This is a genomic window from Nitrospira sp. CR1.1, assembly GCA_014055465.1.
Taxonomy (GTDB): domain Bacteria; phylum Nitrospirota; class Nitrospiria; order Nitrospirales; family Nitrospiraceae; genus Nitrospira_A.
On sequence record WIAF01000011.1, the window covers coordinates 41,922 to 64,061 of the forward strand.

Annotated in this window: 35 protein-coding genes; all 35 read right to left on the minus strand. The window is 54.8% G+C overall.

Features of this window, described 5'->3' with window-relative positions; translation table 11 throughout:
- Positions 1–134 precede the first annotated feature (134 nt).
- The 35 genes from pilQ to rplP all read right to left on the minus strand — a co-directional run bounded on the left by pilQ (position 135) and on the right by rplP (position 22,140).
- Positions 135–2,093, minus strand: coding sequence for a type IV pilus secretin PilQ (gene pilQ / locus GDA65_16670; protein MBA5864323.1), 1,959 nt, complete (start codon positions 2,091–2,093; stop codon positions 135–137).
- Positions 2,090–2,728 (minus strand): hypothetical protein, encoded by a 639-nt coding sequence (locus GDA65_16675; protein ID MBA5864324.1) that lies wholly within the window; start codon positions 2,726–2,728, stop codon positions 2,090–2,092. The genes pilQ and GDA65_16675 overlap by 4 nt, the downstream gene beginning before the upstream one ends.
- Positions 2,729–2,745: 17 nt before the next feature.
- A complete protein-coding gene (gene pilO / locus GDA65_16680; GenBank protein ID MBA5864325.1) occupies positions 2,746–3,369 on the minus strand; it encodes a type 4a pilus biogenesis protein PilO in 624 nt (207 codons plus the stop codon).
- A 1-nt stretch (position 3,370) separates the two neighbouring features.
- Positions 3,371–3,925, minus strand: a complete 555-nt coding sequence (locus GDA65_16685) for a hypothetical protein (protein MBA5864326.1) — start codon at positions 3,923–3,925, stop codon at positions 3,371–3,373.
- Positions 3,922–5,019 (minus strand): type IV pilus assembly protein PilM, encoded by a 1,098-nt coding sequence (pilM, locus tag GDA65_16690; protein MBA5864327.1) that lies wholly within the window; start codon positions 5,017–5,019, stop codon positions 3,922–3,924. Before pilM ends, GDA65_16685 begins: the two co-directional genes overlap by 4 nt.
- Positions 5,020–5,032: 13 nt before the next feature.
- The gene (locus GDA65_16695; GenBank protein ID MBA5864328.1) at positions 5,033–5,248 is read right to left on the minus strand and encodes a MerR family transcriptional regulator; all 216 of its coding nucleotides are present in this window, start codon (positions 5,246–5,248) and stop codon (positions 5,033–5,035) included.
- A gap of 135 nt (positions 5,249–5,383) precedes the next feature.
- Positions 5,384–6,265, minus strand: a complete 882-nt coding sequence (rapZ, locus tag GDA65_16700) for an RNase adapter RapZ (GenBank protein MBA5864329.1) — start codon at positions 6,263–6,265, stop codon at positions 5,384–5,386.
- On the minus strand, positions 6,237–6,788 hold the full coding sequence (gene raiA, locus GDA65_16705; protein ID MBA5864330.1) for a ribosome-associated translation inhibitor RaiA: 552 nt from the start codon (positions 6,786–6,788) through the stop codon (positions 6,237–6,239). Before raiA ends, rapZ begins: the two co-directional genes overlap by 29 nt.
- Before the next feature lie 106 nt (positions 6,789–6,894).
- Positions 6,895–8,412: an RNA polymerase factor sigma-54 gene (rpoN, locus tag GDA65_16710; GenBank protein ID MBA5864331.1), complete on the minus strand. Its 1,518-nt coding sequence runs from the start codon at positions 8,410–8,412 to the stop codon at positions 6,895–6,897.
- A gap of 18 nt (positions 8,413–8,430) precedes the next feature.
- Positions 8,431–9,174, minus strand: coding sequence for an LPS export ABC transporter ATP-binding protein (gene lptB / locus GDA65_16715; protein MBA5864332.1), 744 nt, complete (start codon positions 9,172–9,174; stop codon positions 8,431–8,433).
- Between the two features lie 38 nt (positions 9,175–9,212).
- Positions 9,213–9,926, minus strand: coding sequence for a hypothetical protein (locus GDA65_16720; GenBank protein MBA5864333.1), 714 nt, complete (start codon positions 9,924–9,926; stop codon positions 9,213–9,215).
- Positions 9,787–10,359: an LPS export ABC transporter periplasmic protein LptC gene (lptC, locus tag GDA65_16725; GenBank protein ID MBA5864334.1), complete on the minus strand. Its 573-nt coding sequence runs from the start codon at positions 10,357–10,359 to the stop codon at positions 9,787–9,789. The genes GDA65_16720 and lptC overlap by 140 nt, the downstream gene beginning before the upstream one ends.
- A 191-nt stretch (positions 10,360–10,550) precedes the next feature.
- Positions 10,551–10,994 (minus strand): 50S ribosomal protein L17, encoded by a 444-nt coding sequence (rplQ, locus tag GDA65_16730; protein MBA5864335.1) that lies wholly within the window; start codon positions 10,992–10,994, stop codon positions 10,551–10,553.
- A gap of 18 nt (positions 10,995–11,012) precedes the next feature.
- Complete coding sequence (locus tag GDA65_16735) at positions 11,013–12,014, minus strand: DNA-directed RNA polymerase subunit alpha (GenBank protein ID MBA5864336.1); 1,002 nt, start codon at positions 12,012–12,014, stop codon at positions 11,013–11,015.
- A gap of 84 nt (positions 12,015–12,098) precedes the next feature.
- Entirely contained in the window at positions 12,099–12,725 is a 627-nt protein-coding gene (rpsD, locus tag GDA65_16740; protein ID MBA5864337.1) for a 30S ribosomal protein S4, read from the minus strand.
- A gap of 80 nt (positions 12,726–12,805) precedes the next feature.
- Positions 12,806–13,189, minus strand: coding sequence for a 30S ribosomal protein S11 (gene rpsK, locus GDA65_16745; protein MBA5864338.1), 384 nt, complete (start codon positions 13,187–13,189; stop codon positions 12,806–12,808).
- Positions 13,190–13,230: 41 nt separating this feature from the next.
- Positions 13,231–13,620, minus strand: a complete 390-nt coding sequence (rpsM, locus tag GDA65_16750; GenBank protein ID MBA5864339.1) for a 30S ribosomal protein S13 — start codon at positions 13,618–13,620, stop codon at positions 13,231–13,233.
- 135 nt (positions 13,621–13,755) lie between these two features.
- A complete protein-coding gene (gene rpmJ / locus GDA65_16755; protein ID MBA5864340.1) occupies positions 13,756–13,869 on the minus strand; it encodes a 50S ribosomal protein L36 in 114 nt (37 codons plus the stop codon).
- Positions 13,870–13,887: 18 nt separating this feature from the next.
- Complete coding sequence (gene infA / locus GDA65_16760; GenBank protein ID MBA5864341.1) at positions 13,888–14,106, minus strand: translation initiation factor IF-1; 219 nt, start codon at positions 14,104–14,106, stop codon at positions 13,888–13,890.
- 21 nt (positions 14,107–14,127) lie between these two features.
- On the minus strand, positions 14,128–14,883 hold the full coding sequence (gene map, locus GDA65_16765) for a type I methionyl aminopeptidase (GenBank protein MBA5864342.1): 756 nt from the start codon (positions 14,881–14,883) through the stop codon (positions 14,128–14,130).
- Positions 14,880–15,536 carry an adenylate kinase gene (locus GDA65_16770; protein ID MBA5864343.1) on the minus strand — a complete coding sequence of 219 codons (657 nt, stop codon included), beginning with the start codon at positions 15,534–15,536 and terminating at the stop codon, positions 14,880–14,882. Before GDA65_16770 ends, map begins: the two co-directional genes overlap by 4 nt.
- A 9-nt stretch (positions 15,537–15,545) precedes the next feature.
- Positions 15,546–16,859: a preprotein translocase subunit SecY gene (gene secY / locus GDA65_16775; GenBank protein ID MBA5864344.1), complete on the minus strand. Its 1,314-nt coding sequence runs from the start codon at positions 16,857–16,859 to the stop codon at positions 15,546–15,548.
- Positions 16,852–17,301, minus strand: coding sequence for a 50S ribosomal protein L15 (gene rplO, locus GDA65_16780; GenBank protein ID MBA5864345.1), 450 nt, complete (start codon positions 17,299–17,301; stop codon positions 16,852–16,854). Before rplO ends, secY begins: the two co-directional genes overlap by 8 nt.
- Entirely contained in the window at positions 17,298–17,507 is a 210-nt protein-coding gene (gene rpmD / locus GDA65_16785; protein MBA5864346.1) for a 50S ribosomal protein L30, read from the minus strand. The genes rplO and rpmD overlap by 4 nt, the downstream gene beginning before the upstream one ends.
- Positions 17,508–17,514: 7 nt before the next feature.
- Complete coding sequence (gene rpsE, locus GDA65_16790) at positions 17,515–18,006, minus strand: 30S ribosomal protein S5 (GenBank protein ID MBA5864347.1); 492 nt, start codon at positions 18,004–18,006, stop codon at positions 17,515–17,517.
- 67 nt (positions 18,007–18,073) lie between these two features.
- Positions 18,074–18,439 (minus strand): 50S ribosomal protein L18, encoded by a 366-nt coding sequence (locus tag GDA65_16795; protein ID MBA5864348.1) that lies wholly within the window; start codon positions 18,437–18,439, stop codon positions 18,074–18,076.
- Between the two features lie 9 nt (positions 18,440–18,448).
- Positions 18,449–18,985: a 50S ribosomal protein L6 gene (rplF, locus tag GDA65_16800; GenBank protein MBA5864349.1), complete on the minus strand. Its 537-nt coding sequence runs from the start codon at positions 18,983–18,985 to the stop codon at positions 18,449–18,451.
- A gap of 57 nt (positions 18,986–19,042) precedes the next feature.
- Positions 19,043–19,438, minus strand: a complete 396-nt coding sequence (gene rpsH / locus GDA65_16805; GenBank protein ID MBA5864350.1) for a 30S ribosomal protein S8 — start codon at positions 19,436–19,438, stop codon at positions 19,043–19,045.
- Between the two features lie 45 nt (positions 19,439–19,483).
- Complete coding sequence (locus GDA65_16810) at positions 19,484–19,669, minus strand: type Z 30S ribosomal protein S14 (GenBank protein MBA5864351.1); 186 nt, start codon at positions 19,667–19,669, stop codon at positions 19,484–19,486.
- A gap of 63 nt (positions 19,670–19,732) precedes the next feature.
- A complete protein-coding gene (gene rplE / locus GDA65_16815; protein MBA5864352.1) occupies positions 19,733–20,305 on the minus strand; it encodes a 50S ribosomal protein L5 in 573 nt (190 codons plus the stop codon).
- Positions 20,306–20,406: 101 nt separating this feature from the next.
- A complete protein-coding gene (locus GDA65_16820; GenBank protein ID MBA5864353.1) occupies positions 20,407–20,733 on the minus strand; it encodes a 50S ribosomal protein L24 in 327 nt (108 codons plus the stop codon).
- A gap of 26 nt (positions 20,734–20,759) precedes the next feature.
- Positions 20,760–21,128, minus strand: coding sequence for a 50S ribosomal protein L14 (gene rplN, locus GDA65_16825; protein MBA5864354.1), 369 nt, complete (start codon positions 21,126–21,128; stop codon positions 20,760–20,762).
- Positions 21,129–21,189: 61 nt separating this feature from the next.
- Positions 21,190–21,459: a 30S ribosomal protein S17 gene (gene rpsQ, locus GDA65_16830; protein ID MBA5864355.1), complete on the minus strand. Its 270-nt coding sequence runs from the start codon at positions 21,457–21,459 to the stop codon at positions 21,190–21,192.
- 14 nt (positions 21,460–21,473) lie between these two features.
- Positions 21,474–21,695: a 50S ribosomal protein L29 gene (gene rpmC, locus GDA65_16835; protein ID MBA5864356.1), complete on the minus strand. Its 222-nt coding sequence runs from the start codon at positions 21,693–21,695 to the stop codon at positions 21,474–21,476.
- Between the two features lie 28 nt (positions 21,696–21,723).
- Positions 21,724–22,140 (minus strand): 50S ribosomal protein L16, encoded by a 417-nt coding sequence (rplP, locus tag GDA65_16840; protein MBA5864357.1) that lies wholly within the window; start codon positions 22,138–22,140, stop codon positions 21,724–21,726.

A 22,140-nucleotide genomic window follows, 5' to 3' on the forward strand; every position in this document is an offset into this window, starting at 1 on the left:
ATCTTGAGGGAGAAGAAGCCCGGAAGAAGCGCCATCTAGAACGGGGAGGAGACACGTTCCATGGGATTCGCCCCCATTGAGACAGCGTACCATCATCAATGGGGGCGATTATTAGCGTGTCGAGCAGGGACCTGTCAAGTTGTGGAGCGCACGATCGTCGGAGTCAGGAAGATCAACAGTTCCTGCTTCGAGACGTTCTCGGTCTTGTTTTTAAACAACCAGCCCAGCACCGGGACGCGGGACAGATAGGGAATACCAGCGACGTTGTTCGATTGCGTATCGACGAATACGCCGCCGATGACCATGGTTTCCCCGTCACGCACCAGCACCTGGGTGGTGGCTTCACGACGGTCGATGCTCGGACCCGCCGGGTTGCTTCGCGCACCGACCGCGTTTCTCGTGGCCCGCACTTTCATGAGAATCTGCTTCCCGATCTCCTTCGGATCACGGGAGGTGATTTGCGGAGTCACGTTTAATTCCAGGTTCGCGTCCACAAACGTGGTTTGGGTTCCCTGCAAGGAAGTCGTCTGGAACGGGATGGATTCACCTTGTGCAATCTTGGCATCTCGCTTGTCCAACGTGGTGATCTTCGGTGCGGCGATGACCTTGGTCAAGCCCAGCAATTCGCCGGCCGACAACCGCACATCCAGCATCGCGCCGTCGGTTTTCCCGATCGAGAACCCGGCGCCGGGTACAGAGGGCAATCCCGGGTTAGCCGGCAAGTTGATCAGGAAGTCCGAGACCTGCGCGCCAAAGGCTCCGGTGGTGCCGGTCTTGAAGGCGGACGTTCCGCTCGCAGCACCCAATTGGTTGACGTTCTGAATGCCCCACTGCACACCCAGCGACCGCGTGTAGGTCGTATCGGCCTGAACGATGCGCGCCTCGATCTGCACCTGCGGCACCTCGAGATCGACCCCGTCCAGCAACTGCCGGAGGACTTCCAGCTTGGACTCCGTATCGCTGATGATCAACGCATTGCTCGCGGCACTGACCGTCATGGTCCCGCGGGGGCTCAGATTCTGTCGTAAGGAAGTTTGCACTTCCGTCGCGTTCAGATTGCGGATGTAGAACACCCGGGTGACGATCGGCTCGGCCTTGGCTCTGGAATCCTTGGCGCGCGCCTCTTCGTCCTGCTGCTTGGCAATATTCTGCAAGGTATCGACCCACACAATATTGCCTTGGCGAATCATGCCCAGGGCGTTCATCTTCAGCAGCATCTCGAGAGCCTGATCCCAGGGCACATTGGCCAACTTCATGGTGACTTTGTTCTTCACGCCTTCGCCGACCACGATGTTGAAGCCGCTGACCTCCGCGATCAGGCGCAGCACATTGCTGATGTCTGCTTGCTGAAAATCGAGCGAGATCCGCCGCCCGACAAAGCGCGAGGCACCGTTCACCACTTCGTTACTCTCCGGCTTCCGGTCTTCCTTCTGAACCGACTCGGCCGTCAGTTGAACCGGCTGGACACGGAACAGCGCATGAGGGGTCTTATTGGAGACCACCATCGATCGAGGCGCTGCAGCCTGCTCGGCCAATGGCGCAGCATCGCCCTCCGCCTTCATATCGTTGATGGATGCAACGAGCTTCGGCTCAAGCGCGAGCACCAGACGTCCGTCGATTGATGTGACGCTGTGCTCCGCGGGCTGGGCAAGATCAAGCACCAATCGCACCTTATCAGCGTGGTACCCGAATCGCACTTTCGACAGCAGCGCGTGACCGACGGCTATCTGTGACTGCCGTCCCTGCGATTGGATATGCGGCATATCGAGCACCATCCGGCGATCCCCGATCATTTTCACCGTGTGGTCGAATACGCCGTTGCCGGTCAGGATCAGCGCCACCCGTCCGCCCTCGGGCTTGGCTTCTACGCTCGTCAACAACGTCGCGGTCGGAGCAGCCCCGACCGGGTGTTCCTCCTTCACTGCGGCGAGCTCTGCAGAGGCCGTAACGCCTTGGTCCGTGGCCTGGGTGAATCCGGCCAGTCCGGTCGTTTCGCCAGGCGCGGCGGCTTGCACGTACCCGGCAAGCCCTAACAGTCCGGCCATCACTGTGACACTCAACAGCGGATGTACACCAACCTGTGCTTGTTTCATTCTGTGCCCTCTTTCGGGTGCAGGAGCTTGACATACTCGCGCTCCTGTTTATTCCCGTACACGTCCGTGAACCGCTCTTGAACGATGATGCCTCGTTCGGTGATTGAACTGACCACACCATTGTTAGGCCCGATTCGTGTTCCGCGACGGATGCTGTACCCCTTGCCATCCGGCGTCTGAACCATGGCCGTGTATCCGTAGTTGCCCCACAGCACACCAATCAAACTCAATTCCGTGAGGCCGACACGCTGCAGCGGGGGCAGGCTCGCATCTTGCTCCACCTGCTGACCGAGCTGGACCATCGGCAGGAAGGGATCTCGACGCCCGGAAGGATCATAGGACGCGCCGGAAAATTCCATCGTCATGGAATCACCCGGTTGCGAGACTGACGCATCGACGCGAGGAGCCGGCGATTCTATCGCGGGAACCGGCTTCTGTCCCTCGGGCAGCGGCATGACCTTCAGAGAATCGGCCGGCCGCATGGATGCAATCTGACGCAAGTGCGGCAGGGATTTTGACTCCACCGGCATGGAGGTGCCTGCGATTAGCAGCACCATCGCTCCGACGCTCATCGGCCGTATCCACGTATTCCAGCAGGCTCGTGTATTCACGGTACGCCCTCTTACATTGGACATGAGCTGGGCTCCATTCCTCACTTCGGCTTTGCCGCAGGCGCCGGCGCACCCGGTTTCTTTTCCTGCGGAGCGGCGTAGGCCACCAGATCAAACACTGTTTGCGTCACCACACGGCCCTGGTCGACCCGAGCGGCGCCGATGCGGACATCCTGAACGGTGACGATCCGGGACAACTTGCTGATTCGATCGAAGAAGATAGCGGCTGTATGGTATCCGCCGGCCACCTCCACGTTGATGGGCATTCGAATGAACAACTTGGAAGGGTCCTCGGCTTGCGCGCCAGGCTTCCACAATTTCACATCCAGGCCCAACCGGAGCCCCAGGTCGGAAACTTGCTTCAGCAGCATCACCGCCTCTTCTTCCGGGGGGAGGCGTTCCTTCTTTGCCGCCAATTCGATCTCCAACTGTTTATTGGCCGCCACGAGCTCATCCAGGTGTTTGACCTTGAGCGTGAGGTTCTGGATCTCGGTATCCAACTGAGCCACCTGCCCTTGCACAACTTCGAGCTCGACGGTCTTCGGATCGACGACGTAAAAGTAAAACCCGACTAAAATTCCCGCCACCAGTAATCCAAGCAGCGCAACTTTTTGGCCTGTCGGAATGCTGCGGAGGCTGTCTAAGCTGATTGCATTCAGACTCATGTTAGCCTTTCATCGACAGGTCAAGTCGGAATTGATAGGTATTCATCTTGTTGTCCAGCCCGGCCCGGCTTTCCATCAAGTTGATGGCGCCGAACTGATCGGTCCGCCGGAGATTATTGACAAATTCGACGACGTCATCGTTGGTCAAGGCACGGCCTTCAATCTCGACGCTGTTCCCCTTGAGGTTCAGCCGTACCAGCCAAACCTTGAGGGGATTCAGGCTCTGGCTGACATGGTCCAACACTTTGACCGGGCCCGTCCGGCTTTTCTCCAATTGATCGATGATGCGGTTCTTGGCTTCAAGCTGCTTTTTCTTTTCTTCAAAGTCATGAACCGCCTTCACTTGTTCCTTCAACTGCGCCACTTGCTTGTCCTTGAGCTGCTTCTCCGCTTGCTTAGCCTGAATCTCCTCGTCCAGCGACGAGGCGTAAAACCAACAACCGGTGAGCGTGATCAACAGCACCCCGACCCCGAGCAATGCCTCGGCGCGTACATCCCACTTCGGCTTGGCTTTTCTGGACCGTGGCCCAGTTGCGAGCAAGTTGATTTTAATCATCGGTCCCCCACCGTCCGCAGCGCGAGGCCAACCCCCACTGCCGCAAGCGACCCCATCTCCGCCAATTGCTCAGGATCGACGTTGCACTGCGAGGTGTCGATCTCATGAAAGGGATTTGCAAGTTCCACATCGACATGCATTCGATCACGAAGCTGTTGAGCCAACCCCTTCACCTTCGCTCCCCCACCAAACAGCAAGACCCGCGCGATTTCGCTCTCTGAGGAAGTAGTCTTGAAATAATCGATCGTGCGCGCAATTTCCGATGCCACTTCAGCATTGACGCTTTCCATCACGGCCGCAAGTGTATGATCGTCATCTCCATCGTTTTTCTTGAGTTGCTCCGCTTCTTCGTACGACACGCCCATTTCACGCTGCACCGCTTCCGAATAGCGATTTCCCCCCAGAGGAATGTCGCGAGTAAACAGCGAGACGCCTCTGCCAACAATGTTCACATTCATGACGCTGGCGCCGATGTTGACCAGAATCGTCGTGTCATCTTGAGTAGAGGGCGAGGTCACGCCATACATGTTTTCCACGGCAAACGCATCCACATCCATGACGATAGGGACCAAGCCTGCCGCCTTGACCAATTCCGTCAGCTCGTTGATTTTGTCTTTTTTCGCTGCGACCAGCACGATCGACATTTCGCTCTGCTCGTCAGGATTTTCCGACGGCGGCAAGACGTAGAAGTCGAGGTTCACCTCGTTGATATCGAACGGAATGTACTGTTCCGCCGCCAGTTTCACCTGGGCGTCAAGTTCCTCGTCCGGCATCGGCGGCAACGTGATCTTTTTGACGATGACCGCATGACCGGAAATCGACACGGCAACCTGCTTCAATTTGACGTTGTGCTCCGCCAGCAATTCCTTGATGGCCGAGACCACTTGTCCTTCGTCCATCACCGTACCGTCAACGATCACCTCAGGCTCCAGCTCCTTGACGCCGAACTTCTGCAAGGTATACCGACCCCGGTGCTCCTTGATCTGCACCAGCTTGATGCTGCTCGAACCGATGTCCAGCCCCAACAGCTGTCGTTGGGGGGAAAACATCGACAGGAAATCCATGTCAGCGAGGTGTTTCAGTGAAGCCAGCATGCCTTTGCCCTCTCTACGCAACGTCTTTGCGACCGCCACCCATCACATGCTTGATCTGCTCGACATTTTCCGCCGTATAGAGCCGCCAGTTCCGCCAATCTCGCGGCGGACCGGTGATCAACCCTTCGCGCTCCCAACGAAACAACGTTGCGCGCGAGATGTCGAACATCTCGCAGACCTCGTTGGTCTTGTAGAGTTTCTTTTTTTGAACATCGCTCACTTTCTTCACGCACAGCCTCAAACGCCGCTATTCATCGCATAATTCGAGCCCACGGAATTAAGTATAGTTGATATAGTCCACCTGTCAAGAAAGCGGACCCTGAGAGGGACGATCGCAGAAAAAGGGGGAAATCCCGCTCTGAGACTAGGATTTTTGCAGGTCGCGGTTGGTTACGGACACTTCGTAACCGAGGACGGCAAATTGTTCCCGAAGGCGCAATGCCATGGTCACCGACCGATGGCGCCCCCCGGTACATCCGATGCCGATACTGAGGTAACTTCGTTGATCCCGCTCGTAGAGTGGAATCAGGAAAGCCAAGAGCTTTTCTAAATGCTCGAGAAACTGACCGGCGGTCTGATCTCCCAACACATACTGCTGGACTCGGACATCTTCTCCCGTCAAGGCTTTCAGCTCGGGGACGAAGAAGGGATTTCTGATGAAGCGAACGTCAAACAGAAGATCGATATCGTAGGGGACGCCAAATTTGTATCCGAATGTGACCAGCGAGATGGTCATGCGCCGCGCGGTCGTCTCCTGGCGGAACTGCCTGATCAACAACTCGCGCAACTCGTGCACCGTCAGCGTGGAGGTGTCGATGACTCGGTCGGCATGTTTGCGCAGTTCGCTGAGACGCTCACGTTCGAACCGCACTCCCTCCACGACAGGCATATGCGGCAGCAGCGGATGCGGGCGGCGACTCTCTGAGAATCGACGAACCAGCACCTCCTCGCGGGCTTCCAAAAACACCAACTGCAGGGCGTGCCCATGCGCCTTTAACTCGGCGAGCACCTGTGCCAGGTCACCGAAAAATACTCCTTCGCGAATGTCGATCCCAAGGGCGACATTCTTAATCTCGCCGCCCTGCTGGTGGCATAACTCGACGAATGTGGGAAGCAAGGCCGGGGGAAGGTTGTCGACACAAAAATATCCCGCGTCCTCGAAGGCTTTCAGAGCATGGCTCTTTCCGGACCCGGAAAGACCGCTGATGACAACAAGATTAAGTGCGGCCATGAGCGACGCGAGCACGGTCGCTCGCAGGATCAATCAGGGACAGTCGTCCGTTCGGCAGCCGTTGGAGCACCTGAATAGATCCGGACAGCGCGTTGACAAACATCAAGATGGCAAGCTTCCCGGCGTCGAGCGTCTCAACCGCTTCCTGAATGGTCAAGGCTTCGAGCTTTGGACGCACCACTTCCATTCCGTTATCTTTGGAGCGAGGGGCCTTGCGAGCCACGGCGCGCACGCGCGGCTGATCGCCGAATTTGTGATTCACCTTGCGCTCTTTCAATTTGCGCAATTGCGCGCCGAGCTTATCCACGACTTCGTCAATCGACGCATACATTTCTTCAGTCGAGGTCTTGGCTTGTAACCGTCGCCCCTGGACGACACCTACAACCTCCGCCACATGGTGAAACTTTTCCACACTCAGCAGAATTTGAAGCGTGCCCAGCTTCAACCCATAGCGGTCAAGCCGCTCCATACGTGCCTCGATATACTCCCGCAATGCCGGAGTGACCGCCACATGCCGTCCCGTGATCATCAAACGCATGCCACCCTCGTTTCTCGGGCCCCGAACACCACTCCGCGTTCAAGCCCGTCGCGACAATTGTTGTACCGCCATAGAGACGTCTCCATGGCGCCAGACCGCGCGCACCTCAAAAAAATTTCCGCCGTTGCGTGGCGGAGGGAATGTTGTCCTCTGCGCGATATTTCGCGACCGTCCGGCGGGCAATTAACACTTGCTGAGTCCGCAATCGCGCGGCAATCTCTTCATCTTTAAGCGGTTTGCGCGCATCCTCAGCCGCGACCATTTTCCGGATCATTTCGCGCACGCTCACTGAAGACAGCATATCCGCCGGCTGATCAGCGCGCTGAAGTCCGGCGTTGAAGAAAAACTTCAGTTCCAACATCCCCTGCGGACAATACATGTACTTATTGGCCGTGACCCGGCTAATCGTGGATTCATGCATACCGATATCTTCAGCCACCTGTTTGAGGACTAACGGTTTCAAGTGCTGAATCCCATGCTCAAAAAAAGCCTCTTGAAACTTCACGATACTCGAGACGACTTTCACAATCGTCTTGTTCCGCTGCTCGATGCTCCGGATGACCCACTGCGCTGCTCGGAGCTTGTCATCCAGATACGCCTTCGTCTCAGCCGAGCCTGACTGGCCTGAGGACATCAGTTGCTTGTAATACGGACTGATCCGCATGCGCGGCAGGCCGTCGTCATTGAGCAACACCTCCCATACCCCTTCGTTCTTGACGACGAAGACGTCCGGCACGATCGCGTAATTCTGCGTGTTGGAGAAGGGGCGCCCGGGCTTCGGCTCCAAGCCCTCGATGATTCGAGTCGCCTCGAACACGTCATCCATGGAAATATTCAATGCCTTGGCGATGCGATTATATTGCTTCTTCTCCAAATCCTTCAGATGGTGGAGCACGATGGATTCAAGCACCGACCCCTTCAGCACTCCGGGCCGAGACCCCAAAGAGCCCAGCTGGCTTCGTCCGAGAAATTTGAGTTGCAGCAGCAGGCATTCGGACAGGTCTCTTGCCGCCACGCCGTTGGGATCGAAGCCTTGAACATCTTTCAACACCGACTCAGCTTCCGCCACGGAATACTGGGATCCCGCCACCAATTCGTCCAACGTCATCCGGAGATATCCGTCATCGTCCAGATTCCCGATGATCAGGCGACCGATGGCCTTTTCGCGATCGGATAAGCCAGACAGGGACAACTGCCACACAAGGTGATCTTCCAGAGAGGTCGACTTGGCGACGGTTTGCTCATAGGAGGGAAACTCCTCCTTGGACGAGGAGCTGTATTCAGTCTCGCCTCGGCGCATGTCGGTATCGAAATAATCTTCCCAGGTCGAGGCGGAAAATTCTTCGGCATTTTCTCCGCTCTCCGCCGGTTTGTCATCGCCTTCCCCGCGCGCCTCAGCTGCGACAGTGGTCGCAGTATCCGGCTGTTCACGCTCAGTAGCCGCAGTTTCCTCGCTCTCCTCGGTCTCTGCGACCAATTCGTCCAACAGCGGATTTTCCATCAGATGCTGTTGTAGACTTTGCTGAAGCTCCAAGCGAGATAATTGCAACAACTTGATCGCCTGCTGCAATTGCGGCGTCATGATCAGTTTCTGACTAAGCCGAAGATCCAGTCGCAGCTTCATCGCCCCACTCCCTGCCTGCTATAGGCGAAATCCCTCGCCCAAATACACCGCCCGGGCCATTTCACTTTTCTCGATCACGCCGGGAGGCCCGGACTCCAGAATCGTGCCTTCATTGATGATATAGGCCCGATCCGTAATGGAAAGGGTTTCCCTCACATTGTGATCGGTAATCAACACCCCGATATGCCGTTGCTTCAATCGAATGATGATTTGCTGAATATCCGCGACTGCAATGGGATCGATGCCGGCAAATGGTTCGTCCAACAGCATGAAGAGCGGACTGGTTGCCAGCGCACGCGTAATCTCCAGCCTCCGGCGCTCCCCTCCCGACAAGGCATAGGCCTTACTTTTTCGAATATGCACCAGATCCAGTTCTTTCAGCAATGTTTCTACGCGCTCCATCCGTTCACTTCTCGAATAGCCTAGCATCTCGAGAATCGCAAGGATATTGTGCTCCACGGACAACCGGCGAAATACCGACGACTCCTGGGGCAGGTATCCGATTCCCCGTCGAGCCCGCTTGTACATCGGCAAATCGGTGATGTCACTGCCGCTCAACGCAATCTGCCCCTCATCCGGCTGACAGAGGCCTACCATCATATCGAAAATCGTGGTCTTCCCCGCGCCGTTCGGCCCCAATAATCCGACGACTTCGCCGGCCTGCACATCAAGGGACACGCCTTTGACCACCTTTCGCCCGCGAAAACTCTTCACCAGTCCGCTGGCCGCCAGGCGATCCGCTTTACCGGATAGATCCGCCAAACCCTCCTGTGGCGCCTGAGTGATTGGCTTGGTCTCGATCACCGCTTGGCACCGCCTTCACCCTCGATAATGACCTGGGAGTCCCCTTCCACCACGCTTCGGTCTTCGTCCAGAAACATAATGATCCGCTTTCCTGACACACGAGTTCCCTTCTGCCAGGCGACCGGCTCGCCCGTAAGAACGATTTTTTTCTGGTCCTCATAATACACGGCCTTCTGACACGTGGCGTGGCCGTCTTCCTTCTTAATGTTGACCCGACCCGTGGCTTCAACCATACGAATACTGCGCTCGGAAACGGCGGGCGCCGGATCCCGTTCCTTCGACTCGGCCGTAGCCAGACCGGCGGGATTCTTTGATTTTGTCGCCCCGGCGGAATCCTTATGTTCGCCGCCATTACGGCTCGGGTGAAAAGACACCACCATGTGGTCCGACTGCACAACTAACGGGCCGCGCGTCAACACAACGGCCCCGTCAAAAATCGCCGTGTTCTCCTGATTGTTGACCGTCATCGTCCGGGACGTAATCGTGGTAGGGGCGGAATTGGCCGGAGGCTCTTTGGTCACACGCGCCTCTGCCGCGTACGCAGTGTGGGTGATCGGCACCGCTTCGCCACTAAGAAGCAGGCACGACATCCACATGCACGTCGTCAAGAACCTGGAATTCCTCCGTATCCATCTTCCCCAACAACCCTCTGCCAGTAACTTGTAATCCATGCCCCTGAATAGTGACATGGTCCCCAGTTTGAATTTCATGCCGCGCGTCAGTCCATACGAGGTGGTTTGTCTGAATGGTATAGCCGCTTTGCGTCTCAACTACAATCGGCGTGGATCTATTCGATAATTGAAAGTTTTTCGTTTGGGTGTCCAGCGTGCCCTCTTCGCCGGACAAGGTCAGTTCTTTTCCCTGCACTCCGTAAAGAGTGATCTGCACGTTGCTCAGAACAGCCCGGCTCTCCTTCTCGTAGAGGCGAGCCTGCTCGGCTTGCACTTTCCACTGAACAAGATCGCCTTTGGTCTGGGTAAAGGTAAAATCCTGAATGCGCGCATCGGCGGATTCGGGCGCGACCGGGGTGACCGACCGTGACGAAGAGCCTGGATTGGAGCGTGTAATGAGCAAATACCCAAGAAATGCCGCAAGGACCACGCTGAGAGCTAGAAGACCTCGCCGAACCCAATGTTCCCACATGGAAAAAAGCCCCTAATTCAAAGAGCTTCCAAGGTCAGAGCTGGTGGCATGATAGTAGCATTCCACCAAAGCCAAGTAAACAAACGGGATGGCCTATGGCCTGAGAAAATGATGTGAATTGCAACGGGAGGAAGGCAGGGAAAAGAACCGAAGGCCACGACGCCGACGTGATCGCCGTCGTGGCCTTCTCATCAGCTTTCTGCAGGGGCTTGATTTTTCTCAGTCGATTCTTTCTTTTCCCCCGCTGTTTCAGCGGAGGGCACCGCTTTAGGTTTCTCCGGTCTTGTGACCAATTCTATTGCAACCATCTCAGCGGCATCCCCGATCCGACGACGGGTTCTGATGATACGCGTGTAGCCGCCCGGACGATCCTGGAATCGTGACGCAACGTCGCTGAACAACTTCGACACCACGGCTTTGCTCCGCAAGAAGCTGAGCGCGCGCCGACGGGCTGGCAGGCTTCCCTCTTTGCCAAGGGAAATCATTCGATCCGTGAAACCACGAATTTCCTTCGCCTTCGCTTCCGTCGTTTCAATACGCTCCTGTTCCAACAGCGAAGTCACGAGACTTCTGAACAGGGCCCATCGGTGTTTGGTTTGACGTCCGAGCTGTCGACCCTTCTTTTTGTGGCGCACGGTAGTCCTGTTCCTTTCTTACTCTGAACGCACGCCCGCGTCGCCTGACGGCAAGGCGTCGACTTTCATTCCAAGGCTCAGTCCCATTTCGGTCAGGATTTCCTTGATTTCATTGAGCGACTTCTTCCCGAAATTTTTCGTTTTCAACATCTCCGCTTCGGTCTTTTGCACCAGATCGGCGATCGTCTTGATATTGGCATTCTTGAGGCAATTGGCCGCACGAACGGACAACTCCAATTCATTGACGCTGCGATAGAGATTCTTGTTCACTTCATCGGACAAATCTTCGCTACCAGCGGATGGTTTCGCATCAGAGCGCTCTTCGGGATTGATGAAGATATCCAGATGTTCGCGAAGAATCCCTGCCGCGTTGGACAACGCATCGCGCGGAGAAATCGTGCCGTCCGTCCAGATCTCCAACGTCAATTTGTCATAGTCCGTCATTCGACCGACGCGAGCATTTTCGACGTGGAAATTCACCCGCTTGATAGGGGAGAAAATCGAGTCGATGGCAATCACCCCGATCGGCAATCCTTCTTCCTTATTGCGCTCGGCCGGGACAAACCCGCGACCATGCTTGATGGTCATTTCCATATCCAGCGCGGCATCCTTGTCCAGCGTCGCAATGTGCAAATCCGGCGTGAGGATCGTCACGTCTCCGTCGTGGGTGATATCGGAACCTTTGGCTTCCCCTGGCCCCTTTTTCTTGAGACGAATCGTCTTCGGCTTGTCGCCATGAAGCGCCAGCCGGAGACTCTTCACATTCAAAATAATCGAGGTCACGTCTTCGGTCACGCCGGGGATCGTGGAGAACTCATGTAACACGCCTTCGATCTTGACGGTGGTCGCCGCAGCTCCCGTCAAGGAGGACAGCAAGACACGGCGCAAGGAATTTCCCACCGTGGTGCCGAAGCCTCGCTCAAATGCCTCGGTCGTAAATCTTCCGAATGTCGGGGAAAGAGTGTCCTTGTCGACTTCCACCCGCATGGGGATCTGAAAGTCTTTCATCGCTTTAATCATGACTCCCCCTTCATTAACTCGTGTATGCCCATATATCGTTCAACCATGGTTGGATACGACCAGTGACTCGCCAACCATGTATCTCTAGCGTGAATACAGTTCGACGACCATCTGCTCATTGACAGGCAACACAATATGTTCCTTGGTCGGCAAGGACCGAATCGTCCCCTTGTAAGCGGTCCTGTCGAGTTCGAGCCATTCAGGAATGCCGCGACCGTCCACTGCCGCAAGCGCCCCCTGAATCGGGAGCAATTCACGGCTCTTTTGCCGAACCTCGATAGAATCACCAGTCTTGACGAGAGCACCGGGCGCCTTCACCTTACGGCCATTGATCATCAAATGACCATGATTGACCAACTGCCGGGCCTCTTTTCGTGAGGCCCCGAAGCCGAGCCGATACACTACATTGTCCAAGCGACATTCCAAGAGGCGCAGCAGAGTATCGCCCGTCACGCCGGCTTGACGTTCCGCTCGCTCGAAAATGCCGCGGAATTGGCATTCCTGGAGGCCATAAATTCTCTTCAGTTTCTGCTTTTCTCGCAACTGCAAACTGTAGTCTGACGTCCGCTGACGGGCCTGACCGTGCTGTCCAGGGGGATAACTCCGGCGCTCAATCGCGCACTTCTCGGTCATGCAACGAGACCCCTTCAAAAAGAGTTTCTCGCCCTCTCTCCGGCACAAGCGGCAGACAGGTCCACTATATTTTGCCACGCTACTACCCCTCCTCTACCTCAACAACTTAAGTACAACCGAGTCAGATATGTCGTTACTGCGAGATGCCTGGACCTCTCCTACACCCGCCGACGTTTCGGCGGCCGGCATCCGTTGTGAGGAATCGGCGTCACGTCGCGGATCAAGTTGATACGCAATCCGGCACTTTGCAATGAGCGAATGGCAGACTCTCGTCCAGCACCAGGCCCATTGACATAGACATCAACCTGGCGCATGCCATTCTCCATGGCTTTTCTGGCCGCAGCCTCGCCGGCCCGTTGAGCTGCAAAGGGGGTACTCTTGCGTGACCCTTTAAACCCTTGGTTGCCTGAACTGGCCCACACCACGGTGTTGCCGCTCATATCCGTAATCGTCACGATCGTGTTATTGAACGACGCCTGAACGTGAGCCACTCCACTCTGAACAATCTTCCGTTCTTTCTTTTTCCCCTTCTTCACACTCATAGAATCTCCCTCAGCGCATGGCGCCTGATCGGTCTAATCTCTTATGCTCTGGAACCAGCGGGCTTCTGCGGTTTGCTGCCCACGCCCGCGCGTCTTCCTTTACGGGTGCGCGCATTTGTTTTGGTCCGCTGTCCGCGAACAGGCAACCCTTTGCGATGCCGAAGCCCACGAAATGTTCCTGTATCTACCAAACGCTTGATATTCATTGACACTTCTTTGCGCAGGTCACCTTCCACGCGATAATCACGTTCAATGACTTCCCGAATCTTGACGATCTTGTCTTCGCTGACATCCTTCACGCGAATGGAGCCATCAACCCCGGCTTTTTTTAGAATCGCTTGCGCAGCCACGCGACCGATCCCGAACACATAGGTCAAGCCAATTTCGATTCGTTTGTCTTTTGGCAAATCCACGCCAGCAATACGTGCCATAATTACCCCCTAATTCATTTTCCTGATCGCATGATGAGCTGGCTCAGCAACGCTCCAAGAACCCTCTGTCGCTGTTCTATAGACGGATTCTGTACCGACCCTCGCGCATGCATTGCCAAGGCAACCCACATTCGGTCATCCCTGTCGTTGTTTATGCCGAGGATTCGCGCATAACACGCGAACAACCCCACGGCGACGGACCACTTTACACTTTGCACAAATCGGCTTTACTGACGACTTGACCTTCATAGCAATTCCATTTCTCCACTACTTGAAGCGATAAGTAATCCGCCCCCTTGTCAAATCATAGGGCGACAATTGAATCGTCACCTTATCGCCGGGAAGGATCCGGATGAAATGCATCCGCATTTTTCCGGAGATATGAGCCAAAATTCGGTGTCCGTTTTCCAACTCTACGCGAAACATCGCATTAGGGAGGGTCTCAGCCACCGTGCCGGTCACTTCTATGACATCTTCTTTTGGCACGTATCGGTACGCCTCCCGGTCTTAGTGTGACAGTTGCGAAAGAATCTTGGCCGGGCCACTCGGTTGAATGGCAATGGTGTGCTCAAAATGAGCAGACCAACGGCCGTCCTGGGTGACCGCCGTCCACCGATCATCCAAAATGCGGACAGCACTGCCCCCCATATTCACCATTGGTTCGATAGCCAATACCATACCGACCTGGAGGCGTGGGCCCTGTCCAGGTTTGCCATAATTCGGAACCTGCGGTTCCTCGTGAAGTTGCCTTCCTATACCATGCCCGACAAATTCCGTCACTACGGCAAAGCCTGCCTGCTCGACATGAGTCTGTATAGCATGAGAGACATCAGAAAGGCGATTCCCGACCACCGCCTTCGCAATTCCCCGATACATGGATTCTTCCGTCACCTGAATCAGGCGTAACGCCTCTGAGCTTGCAGCCCCAACCGGTACCGTGACGGCGGAGTCTCCATAGAAACCGGAGACAATAGCGCCCAGGTCCAGCCCTATGATGTCACCTTCTTTGAGTTTTCGTTTCGAGGGAATCCCGTGAACCACCTGCTCATTAACGGATGCACAGAGGGTTTTAGGATAATTGCGATATCCCTTGAAGGCCGGGATGGCTCCACGACCGCGAATGGCCTCCTCTGCCATACGATCCAAATCCTCGGTCGTAATGCCAGGTGCCACTTTCCCTTTCAGCAGAGCTAAGACTTCTGCCACCACTCTGGAGGCTTGCGCCATCAACGTAACTTCATCCGGCGTCTTGAAGACGATCATTGAGCGCCGAGCCCGCGCAGTACCGCGGAAAGCCTACCGTAGACCACAGCCATTTCGCCGGAGCCGTCCAGATCGCTCAAGAGATTTTTCCCCTGGTAATAGGCAATGAGCGGAGCAGTTTGCTCATCATAAACCTTCAAACGAGCCTCAATAGTTTCAGGCTTATCGTCGCTTCTCTGCACCAATGACGCTCCGCATCGATCGCATTGCCCTTCGGCTTTCGGCGGAGCGAAGGCGATGTGGAACACGCTCTGGCATTTGGGACAGCTCCGTCGTCCGCTAAGACGTGTCACCACATCCTGGCGTGACACCCGGAAATTAATGACCTGATCAAGTTTTAGACTGCGACCGCTCAACATGGCGTGTAACTCTTCGGCCTGCGGAACCGTACGAGGGAAACCATCCAATACAAAGCCTGTTTGACAGGAAGGGGTGGCTAATCTTTCCCGCACCATGCCGATGACCACGTTATCCGGCACTAACTTTCCCGCGTCCATGCTCGTTTTGGCTTCAAGACCGAGCTCGGTTTGATTCCGCACCGCTTCCCGCAATAGATCACCGGTAGAAATCTTCGGCCAGCCGAATTCGGCGGTGACCCGATCAGCCTGAGTGCCCTTTCCAACCCCTGGTGCTCCGAGAAAAACCAGTCGCATGAGATGATCCTAGGACGTTCGACCGCGAAGTTTTCCTTTTTGAAGGAATCCATCGTAATTGCGGTTTAAAAGATGTGACTCAATCTGCTGAGCGGTGTCCAATCCCACTCCGATCACGATCAACAATGAGGTGCCGCCGAAATAGAACGGCATATTCAATTTATAGATAAGGAATTCCGGAATGACGCACACAATGGCCAGATAAATAGCGCCGGCAAACGTGATCTTCGTCAGAACCGAGTAAATATAGTCTGACGTACGTTGCCCCGGTCGGATCCCCGGGACAAACCCGCCATATTTCTTGAGATTATCAGCCATATCGACGGGATTCATTACAACCGCCGTATAGAAGAAACAAAAGAACACGATCAACCCGACATACATCAGCGTATACAGCAGCGATCCTGGAGCGAGCTGCGTCCCGACCGCTTTGATCCATGGAGTCTCAAAAAATCCGGCAATCGTCGCAGGAAAGGCGATAATGGAAGACGCAAAAATCGGGGGAATAACCCCGGCAGTGTTGATCTTCAACGGAATATGGGTGCTTTGGCCGCCATATACCCTTCTGCCAATCACACGCTTCGCGTACTGAACCGGCACCTTTCTGCGCCCGCTCTCAAGAAAGACAATCGCAGCAACAACCCCGAACATGACGACCGTCAAGACAACCAAGAGCGGAAAGCTCAATTGCCCGACCTTGTAGAGATCAAACGTTTGCGCAACGGCTGCAGGGAGCCTGGCAACAATTCCGGCGAAGATAATCAACGAAATGCCATTGCCGATCCCGCGTTCGGTGATCTGTTCACCAAGCCACATGAGGAAACCGGTGCCCGCGCAGAGCGTAATCACCGTCATGAAGCGAAATCCCCAGCCGGGACTCAGGACAAAGGCGCCCTGGTTCATCTGCTCCAGACCGACGGCGATCCCGAAGCCTTGAATAAGCGCAATGACAATGGTTCCGAAACGCGTGTATTGGATGATTTTTTTTCGCCCACGCTCCCCTTCTTTAGCCAGCTTGGAAAGGTGGGGGATGACGACGGTGAGTAGCTGAAGAATAATCGATGCGCTGATGTAGGGCATGATGCCCAGCGCAAAAATCGTCAGGCGCGAAAGAGATCCGCCGGAGAAAATATCCAAGAATCCAAGAAGCGCGCCGCCCTGCTTCTGAAGAAATTCGGATAGGGCCTCCCCGTTAATCCCAGGCGTGGGAATATGAGCGCCGACGCGATAAACAATCAGCATACCCAACGTGAACAACACGCGGGTTCGCAGTTCTGGAATCTTGAAGATGTTTTGGAAACTGGTCAGCAGACGCTCAAACACAGGGAATGACCTCGGCCCTCCCCCCGGCTGCCTGAATCTTTGCCTCGGCTGACTTGCTGAACTTGTGAGCCTGCACCACGAGAGGTTTTGTCAACTCTCCCTGGGCAAGGATCTTAATCAGCTCTCCTTTACGTCGAACAAGGCCTTCATTCACCAAGAGTTGGGGCGTAATGGCTTCAGTCGTTTCCAGACCAGCCAGACTTTTTAAATTAATGATCGTGTACTCGGTCCTGAACTGATTCGTAAATCCATACTTCGGGACTCGGCGAATCAGCGGCATCTGGCCGCCTTCAAAACCTGGGCGTTTCCCGCCGCCAGAACGCGCTTTCAGGCCCTTATGACCTTTAGTCGCAGTCTTGCCATGCCCAGACCCAGGACCACGGCCAATTCGCTTTGGTTTGTGCTTCGCTCCTCGAGAAGGAGCAAGATCATGCAACTTCATTGGGGACTCACTTCCAGTAAATAGCCTACCTTGGCGATCATGCCCTTGACCTGATCGCTGGCAGGACGCAACACAGTGGCATTGAGTTTGCGCAGCCCTAAACCCCTGAGAACAAGGCGGTGCTTATACGGGGTTCCGATCGGACTACGCTTCAGCGTAATTCGAAGGCTCGCTTGAGCAGTCGTTGTCTTCTTTTCGGTAGCCATGTTGTCCCTACGCTTCACTACCAACAGCGCGCCGTAACCGCATAATTTCCTGCGGATCGCACAGCTGCTGAAGTCCATTAAGAGTGGCTCTGACCGCATTAAACGGGTTGCCGCGGCCCAATGTCTTGGCGATAATGTTGTGCGCACCCGCCAATTCAACAACCGCTCGCACGGCGCCGCCGGCGATGATGCCGGTACCATCAGCGGCCGGCTTGAGAAGCACGTGCTCGGCGCCAAAAAGACCATGCACTTCGTGCGGAATGGTCCCCCCTTTGATAGGCACGCGAACCAAATGCTTTTTGGCCTGCTCAACGGCTTTTGAAATCGCGACCGGAACTTCGGCGGCTTTTCCTTTGCCGACACCAACATAGCCCTGTCCATCACCAACAACCACCAAAGCGCAAAAGTTGAATCGCTTGCCACCCTTCACAACTTTGGCCACGCGGTTGATGAAAACCACCTTGTCTTTTAGACTCAATTCTTCGGGATTGACTCGCACAACGTCATTCTCCTTTAGGTCGTGCCATTTCTCTAGTTACAGGTCGGGGCATCCTGCCCGACCCGTTTTAAAACTGTAAGCCACCCTCACGCGATGCGTCGGCCAAGGCCTTCACCCGCCCATGATATTGCCGCCCGCCACGATCAAAAACGACCGTTGAGACTTTAGCCGCCTTCGCTCGTTCGGCAATCAATTTCCCGACGGCTTTCGCGCCTTCAATGCTGCCCGTCGATTTCACGGCCTTCCGCAAGGATTCATCCAAGGTGGATGCCGCCGCCACCGTGTGCCCACGAAGATCGTCGATAATTTGGGCATAGATATGAGATCGACTACGGAAGACGTTCAACCGCGGACGATCACTCGTGCCGATGACAGATTTTCGTACCCGCTGTTTACGTCGCGCTAATTTTCGATTTTTTTCTTGCGTATTCATCAGATGCCTCTACTTGCCGGTTTTGCCCGCCTTCTTCCTTAACACTTCGCCGGCATATCGAATTCCTTTTTGCTTATACACATCGGGGGGCTTAATGGAACGAATGTTAGCCGCCACCTGACCCACCAGTCGTTTATCGATCCCTTTTATCGAAATGAGTGTTTGCTTGTCGACCTTCACATCAATTCCCTGAGGCACCGTATAGGTGACTGGATTGATGTATCCGACATTGAAACTCATCTCACGCCCCTGGAGTTGAGCTTTGTAGCCCACACCCGTGATCTCTAACGATTTCTCATACCCTTTAGTGACGCCTTGAATAATATTGCTCAATTCAGCGCGCACGAGTCCGTGCATGGCGCGCATGTCACGCGCATCACCCGCCCGATTGACAACAAGTTGCCCGTCAGCGACTGCGACGCTCAACCCCTCGGTCAGCTTCCAATCGAGTTTACCCATAGGCCCCTTGACCGATACGAGACGACCAGCGACTTTTACATCAACGCCGCTTGGAACTGAAATTGGTTTCCGCCCAATCCTCGACATACGAACCCCGTTACGTTACAGCGATTCCGGTTATTACTGCGTCTTAGCCAACTCGTCTTACCAGACAGAACAAAGCACTTCACCACCCAATCCAGCCCGCCTGGAATCACTGTCGGTCATAAGACCTTTCGAGGTTGAAATGACAGCCACGCCAATTCCATTTCTTACCTTTGGCACATCATCTCTCCCGACATACACACGCCGACCCGGCTTACTGATTCGACGCATACCGGTGATCATCGGACGCGCTTCGTCGACATAGCGAAGCTGGACGGAGAAGATAGGGTGCCCATCTTCCTGCGTTTCCCCGTAGCCGAGGATGAATCCTTCTTTGCCGAGGATATTCAGAATCTGCCGTTTCACCTTTGACACTGGAACTTTGACGACATCCTGGCGGCGGCGAGCAGCGTTCCCCAGTCGAACCAATAAATCAGCAATAGGATCAGTAATCATGCATTCCTCTTTTATGCCTACAGATGCAAGCTTCCTGCTGGTCGGCTACCAGCTTGACTTACGCACTCCGGGAATTTCTCCCTTGAGGCTCAAAAATCTAAAACAGATACGGCACATGCGAAACCGACGCAAGAATCCCCGCACGCGACCGCATAGCCCGCAGCGGTGATAGTCACGACAGGCAAACTTCGATTTCACTGCGGCCTTATTCTTGAGCGCTAATCTTGACACAATATCCCCCTTTATCCCTGCGTGACCCGCCACGGCCATGCCAACCTATTTGCATCGAACTACTTAGGCTCGGAACGGCATGCCGAGATGCTTGAGCAGGGCCTTGCCTTCATCATTCGTACGCGCAGTGGTGACGATGGTGATATCCATTCCATGAATGGATGCAACGCTATCGTACTCAATCTCTGGAAAAATCAATTGTTCCTTCAGTCCAAGCGTATAATTGCCACGTCCATCAAACGCTTTGGGAGAGATCCCCCGAAAATCTCGAATACGAGGCAGAGCCAGGGATATCAAGCGATCCAAAAATTCCCACATTCGTCGACTGCGTAAGGTCACCTTGGCGCCGATGGGCATACCCTGCCGCAACTTGAAGCCGGCGATGGCTTTTTTGGCCCTGGTCGTGACCGGCTTCTGTCCGGTGATAATGCCCAGTTCATTCGCGGCGCTCTCTAGCAACTTCACGTTTTGAATTGCCTCTCCCATGCCGACGTTCAGGACAATTCTTTCGAGACGCGGCACCTGCATCAAATTGCCGTAGCCGAATTCCTTCATCAGAGCGGGCACTACCTGATCCCGATAAGTCTCCCTGAGTCGCGGCGCAAATTGATGTTCACTACCAGCCTCCTGCGAAATTTCAGGGGCTGCGACTTCCTTCTTAGCTGACGACCGCGGAGTTGCCGCCTTGCCGCCCTTACCCTTCTCTACTTTTGCCATGAACGTCTTTCCTGTTCCGACTATTCAACAGTTTCTTTTGATTTCTTGCTTAATCTGGCCCGTCGGCCATCTTCCTGGCGCTTGACCCCCAACCGGGTGGGTTTCTTCGTCACTGGGCACAAAAACATTACATTGGAAATGGCAAGAGGAGCCTCACGCTCAAGAATGCCACCCTGCCGGAGCTTTTGATTGGGCTTGGTGTGGCGCTTAATCATATTGAGCTTTTCGACCAAGACTTTGCCCGTTACGGTATCAACAGACAACACCTTGCCCGACTTACCACGCTCGCGCCCAGTCATCACCACAACAGTGTCGCCCTTCCGAATTTTCGTTTTGATTCGTGACATCCCTACCAGAACCTTTCTTCCTTCGACTACAAGACTTCCGGCGCAAGCGAAATAATTTTCATAAACTTCTTCCAACGAAGTTCACGCGCGACTGGGCCGAAAATGCGAGTCCCAACTGGCTCGCCCTGAGCATTGATCAGGACGCAGGCGTTACGGTCAAACTTGATATAGGAACCGTCATCACGCCGCACTTCCTTGGTTGTACGCACAATGACCGCCCGACTCACGTCGCCCTTTTTTACGCCGGCCTGAGGAATTGCCTCCTTAACAGCGACCACGACAATGTCCCCAAGTGAGCCGTACCGACGCCTGGTTCCACCGAGAACGTGAAAACACATGACCTGCTTCGCGCCGGAATTATCGGCCACATCCATGTATGTGTAATTCTGAATCATACCCCGCCCTACTCACCGCCAAAAGGATCTGGTCCTTCAGCTCTTCAGGTGTGTTCCGTAGTTACTTTTCAGGTTGCCCTTTGACCATGACGCGTACCACGCGCCAATGCTTATCCTTGCTGATTGGGCGGGTTTCGCTCAACTGAACTCGGTCCCCGACCTTACATACATTGCCCTCGTCGTGCGCCTTGAGCTTGGTGACCCGCCGAAGGACCTTTTTGTAAATAGGGTGAATAACCGATCGTTCAACGGCAACGACTACCGTTTTATTCATTTTGTTGCTGACGACGTTGCCATACCACTCGCGTCGATGTTGTTGGCCTTCCTTCATACGCCCCTTCTCTCTTACTTTCCGACCGACGGGTCGGCCTGTGTCTGCAGCAATTCCAATTGACGCCGTACTGTTTTCAGGCGGGCAATATCGCGCTTTGTACTTCTAACCTGCATTGGGTTTTCCAGGCGACCAATGCCGAGCTGGAATCGGAAATTAAACAGTTCCTGCCGCAACTGTTTTTCTTTTTCGGCCAACTCCTCCAGCGAGAGCCCGCTTAGATCCTTCACATCCATCACATCACCACTTAACACGCGCTACAGGTTACTGAAACTCGCCGCGGACCACGAACTTCGTGGCAATGGGCAACTTATAGGAAGCAAGCTTCAACGCCTGCTTGGCAATATCAGGAGCCACACCACCCATTTCATACATGATGCGTCCAGGCTTCACCACGGCCACCCAATACTCTGGATTGCCCTTACCTTTACCCATGCGGGTTTCGGCCGGTTTCTTGGTAATTGGTTTATCCGGGAAAATTCTCGTCCAAACCTGACCGCCACGTTTCACGAAACGGGTAATGGCAATTCGAGCAGCCTCGATTTGCCGGCTGGTGATCCATCCTGGCTCAAGGGCTTTCAAACCGAACTCCCCGAGAGTAATGGCTCCGCCCCGATAGGCCTTCCCCCGCATCCGGCCCTTCTGCATTTTTCTGAACTTAACTTTCTTTGGCGCTAACAC

Excerpts from the sequence above, each read along its gene's own strand:
- rpsM (MBA5864339.1), bottom strand. The coding sequence starts at position 13,620 with ATGGCACGTATTGCTGGCGTGGATTTGCCAAAAGACAAACGAATCGAA.
- lptC (MBA5864334.1), bottom strand. The coding sequence starts at position 10,359 with ATGTGGGAACATTGGGTTCGGCGAGGTCTTCTAGCTCTCAGCGTGGTC.
- rpsH (MBA5864350.1), bottom strand. The coding sequence starts at position 19,438 with ATGATTACTGATCCTATTGCTGATTTATTGGTTCGACTGGGGAACGCT.
- rpoN (MBA5864331.1), bottom strand. The coding sequence starts at position 8,412 with ATGAAGCTGCGACTGGATCTTCGGCTTAGTCAGAAACTGATCATGACG.
- rplF (MBA5864349.1), bottom strand. The coding sequence starts at position 18,985 with ATGTCGAGGATTGGGCGGAAACCAATTTCAGTTCCAAGCGGCGTTGAT.
- pilO (MBA5864325.1), bottom strand. The coding sequence starts at position 3,369 with ATGAGTCTGAATGCAATCAGCTTAGACAGCCTCCGCAGCATTCCGACA.
- rplO (MBA5864345.1), bottom strand. The coding sequence starts at position 17,301 with ATGAAGTTGCATGATCTTGCTCCTTCTCGAGGAGCGAAGCACAAACCA.
- rpmD (MBA5864346.1), bottom strand. The coding sequence starts at position 17,507 with ATGGCTACCGAAAAGAAGACAACGACTGCTCAAGCGAGCCTTCGAATT.
- GDA65_16795 (MBA5864348.1), bottom strand. The coding sequence starts at position 18,439 with ATGAATACGCAAGAAAAAAATCGAAAATTAGCGCGACGTAAACAGCGG.
- pilQ (MBA5864323.1), bottom strand. The coding sequence starts at position 2,093 with ATGAAACAAGCACAGGTTGGTGTACATCCGCTGTTGAGTGTCACAGTG.
- GDA65_16720 (MBA5864333.1), bottom strand. The coding sequence starts at position 9,926 with ATGAAATTCAAACTGGGGACCATGTCACTATTCAGGGGCATGGATTAC.
- pilM (MBA5864327.1), bottom strand. The coding sequence starts at position 5,019 with ATGCTGGCTTCACTGAAACACCTCGCTGACATGGATTTCCTGTCGATG.
- rpsQ (MBA5864355.1), bottom strand. The coding sequence starts at position 21,459 with ATGAAGGAAGGCCAACAACATCGACGCGAGTGGTATGGCAACGTCGTC.
- rpmJ (MBA5864340.1), bottom strand. The coding sequence starts at position 13,869 with ATGAAGGTCAAGTCGTCAGTAAAGCCGATTTGTGCAAAGTGTAAAGTG.
- rpmC (MBA5864356.1), bottom strand. The coding sequence starts at position 21,695 with ATGGATGTGAAGGATCTAAGCGGGCTCTCGCTGGAGGAGTTGGCCGAA.
- GDA65_16735 (MBA5864336.1), bottom strand. The coding sequence starts at position 12,014 with ATGATTAAAGCGATGAAAGACTTTCAGATCCCCATGCGGGTGGAAGTC.
- raiA (MBA5864330.1), bottom strand. The coding sequence starts at position 6,788 with ATGCGTTTGATGATCACGGGACGGCATGTGGCGGTCACTCCGGCATTG.
- rplN (MBA5864354.1), bottom strand. The coding sequence starts at position 21,128 with ATGATTCAGAATTACACATACATGGATGTGGCCGATAATTCCGGCGCG.
- GDA65_16770 (MBA5864343.1), bottom strand. The coding sequence starts at position 15,536 with ATGCGACTGGTTTTTCTCGGAGCACCAGGGGTTGGAAAGGGCACTCAG.
- rpsK (MBA5864338.1), bottom strand. The coding sequence starts at position 13,189 with ATGAGTGTGAAGAAGGGGAAAAAGAAAGAACGGAAGATTGTTCAGAGT.
- GDA65_16675 (MBA5864324.1), bottom strand. The coding sequence starts at position 2,728 with ATGTCCAATGTAAGAGGGCGTACCGTGAATACACGAGCCTGCTGGAAT.
- GDA65_16820 (MBA5864353.1), bottom strand. The coding sequence starts at position 20,733 with ATGTCACGAATCAAAACGAAAATTCGGAAGGGCGACACTGTTGTGGTG.
- GDA65_16685 (MBA5864326.1), bottom strand. The coding sequence starts at position 3,925 with ATGATTAAAATCAACTTGCTCGCAACTGGGCCACGGTCCAGAAAAGCC.
- map (MBA5864342.1), bottom strand. The coding sequence starts at position 14,883 with ATGATCGTCTTCAAGACGCCGGATGAAGTTACGTTGATGGCGCAAGCC.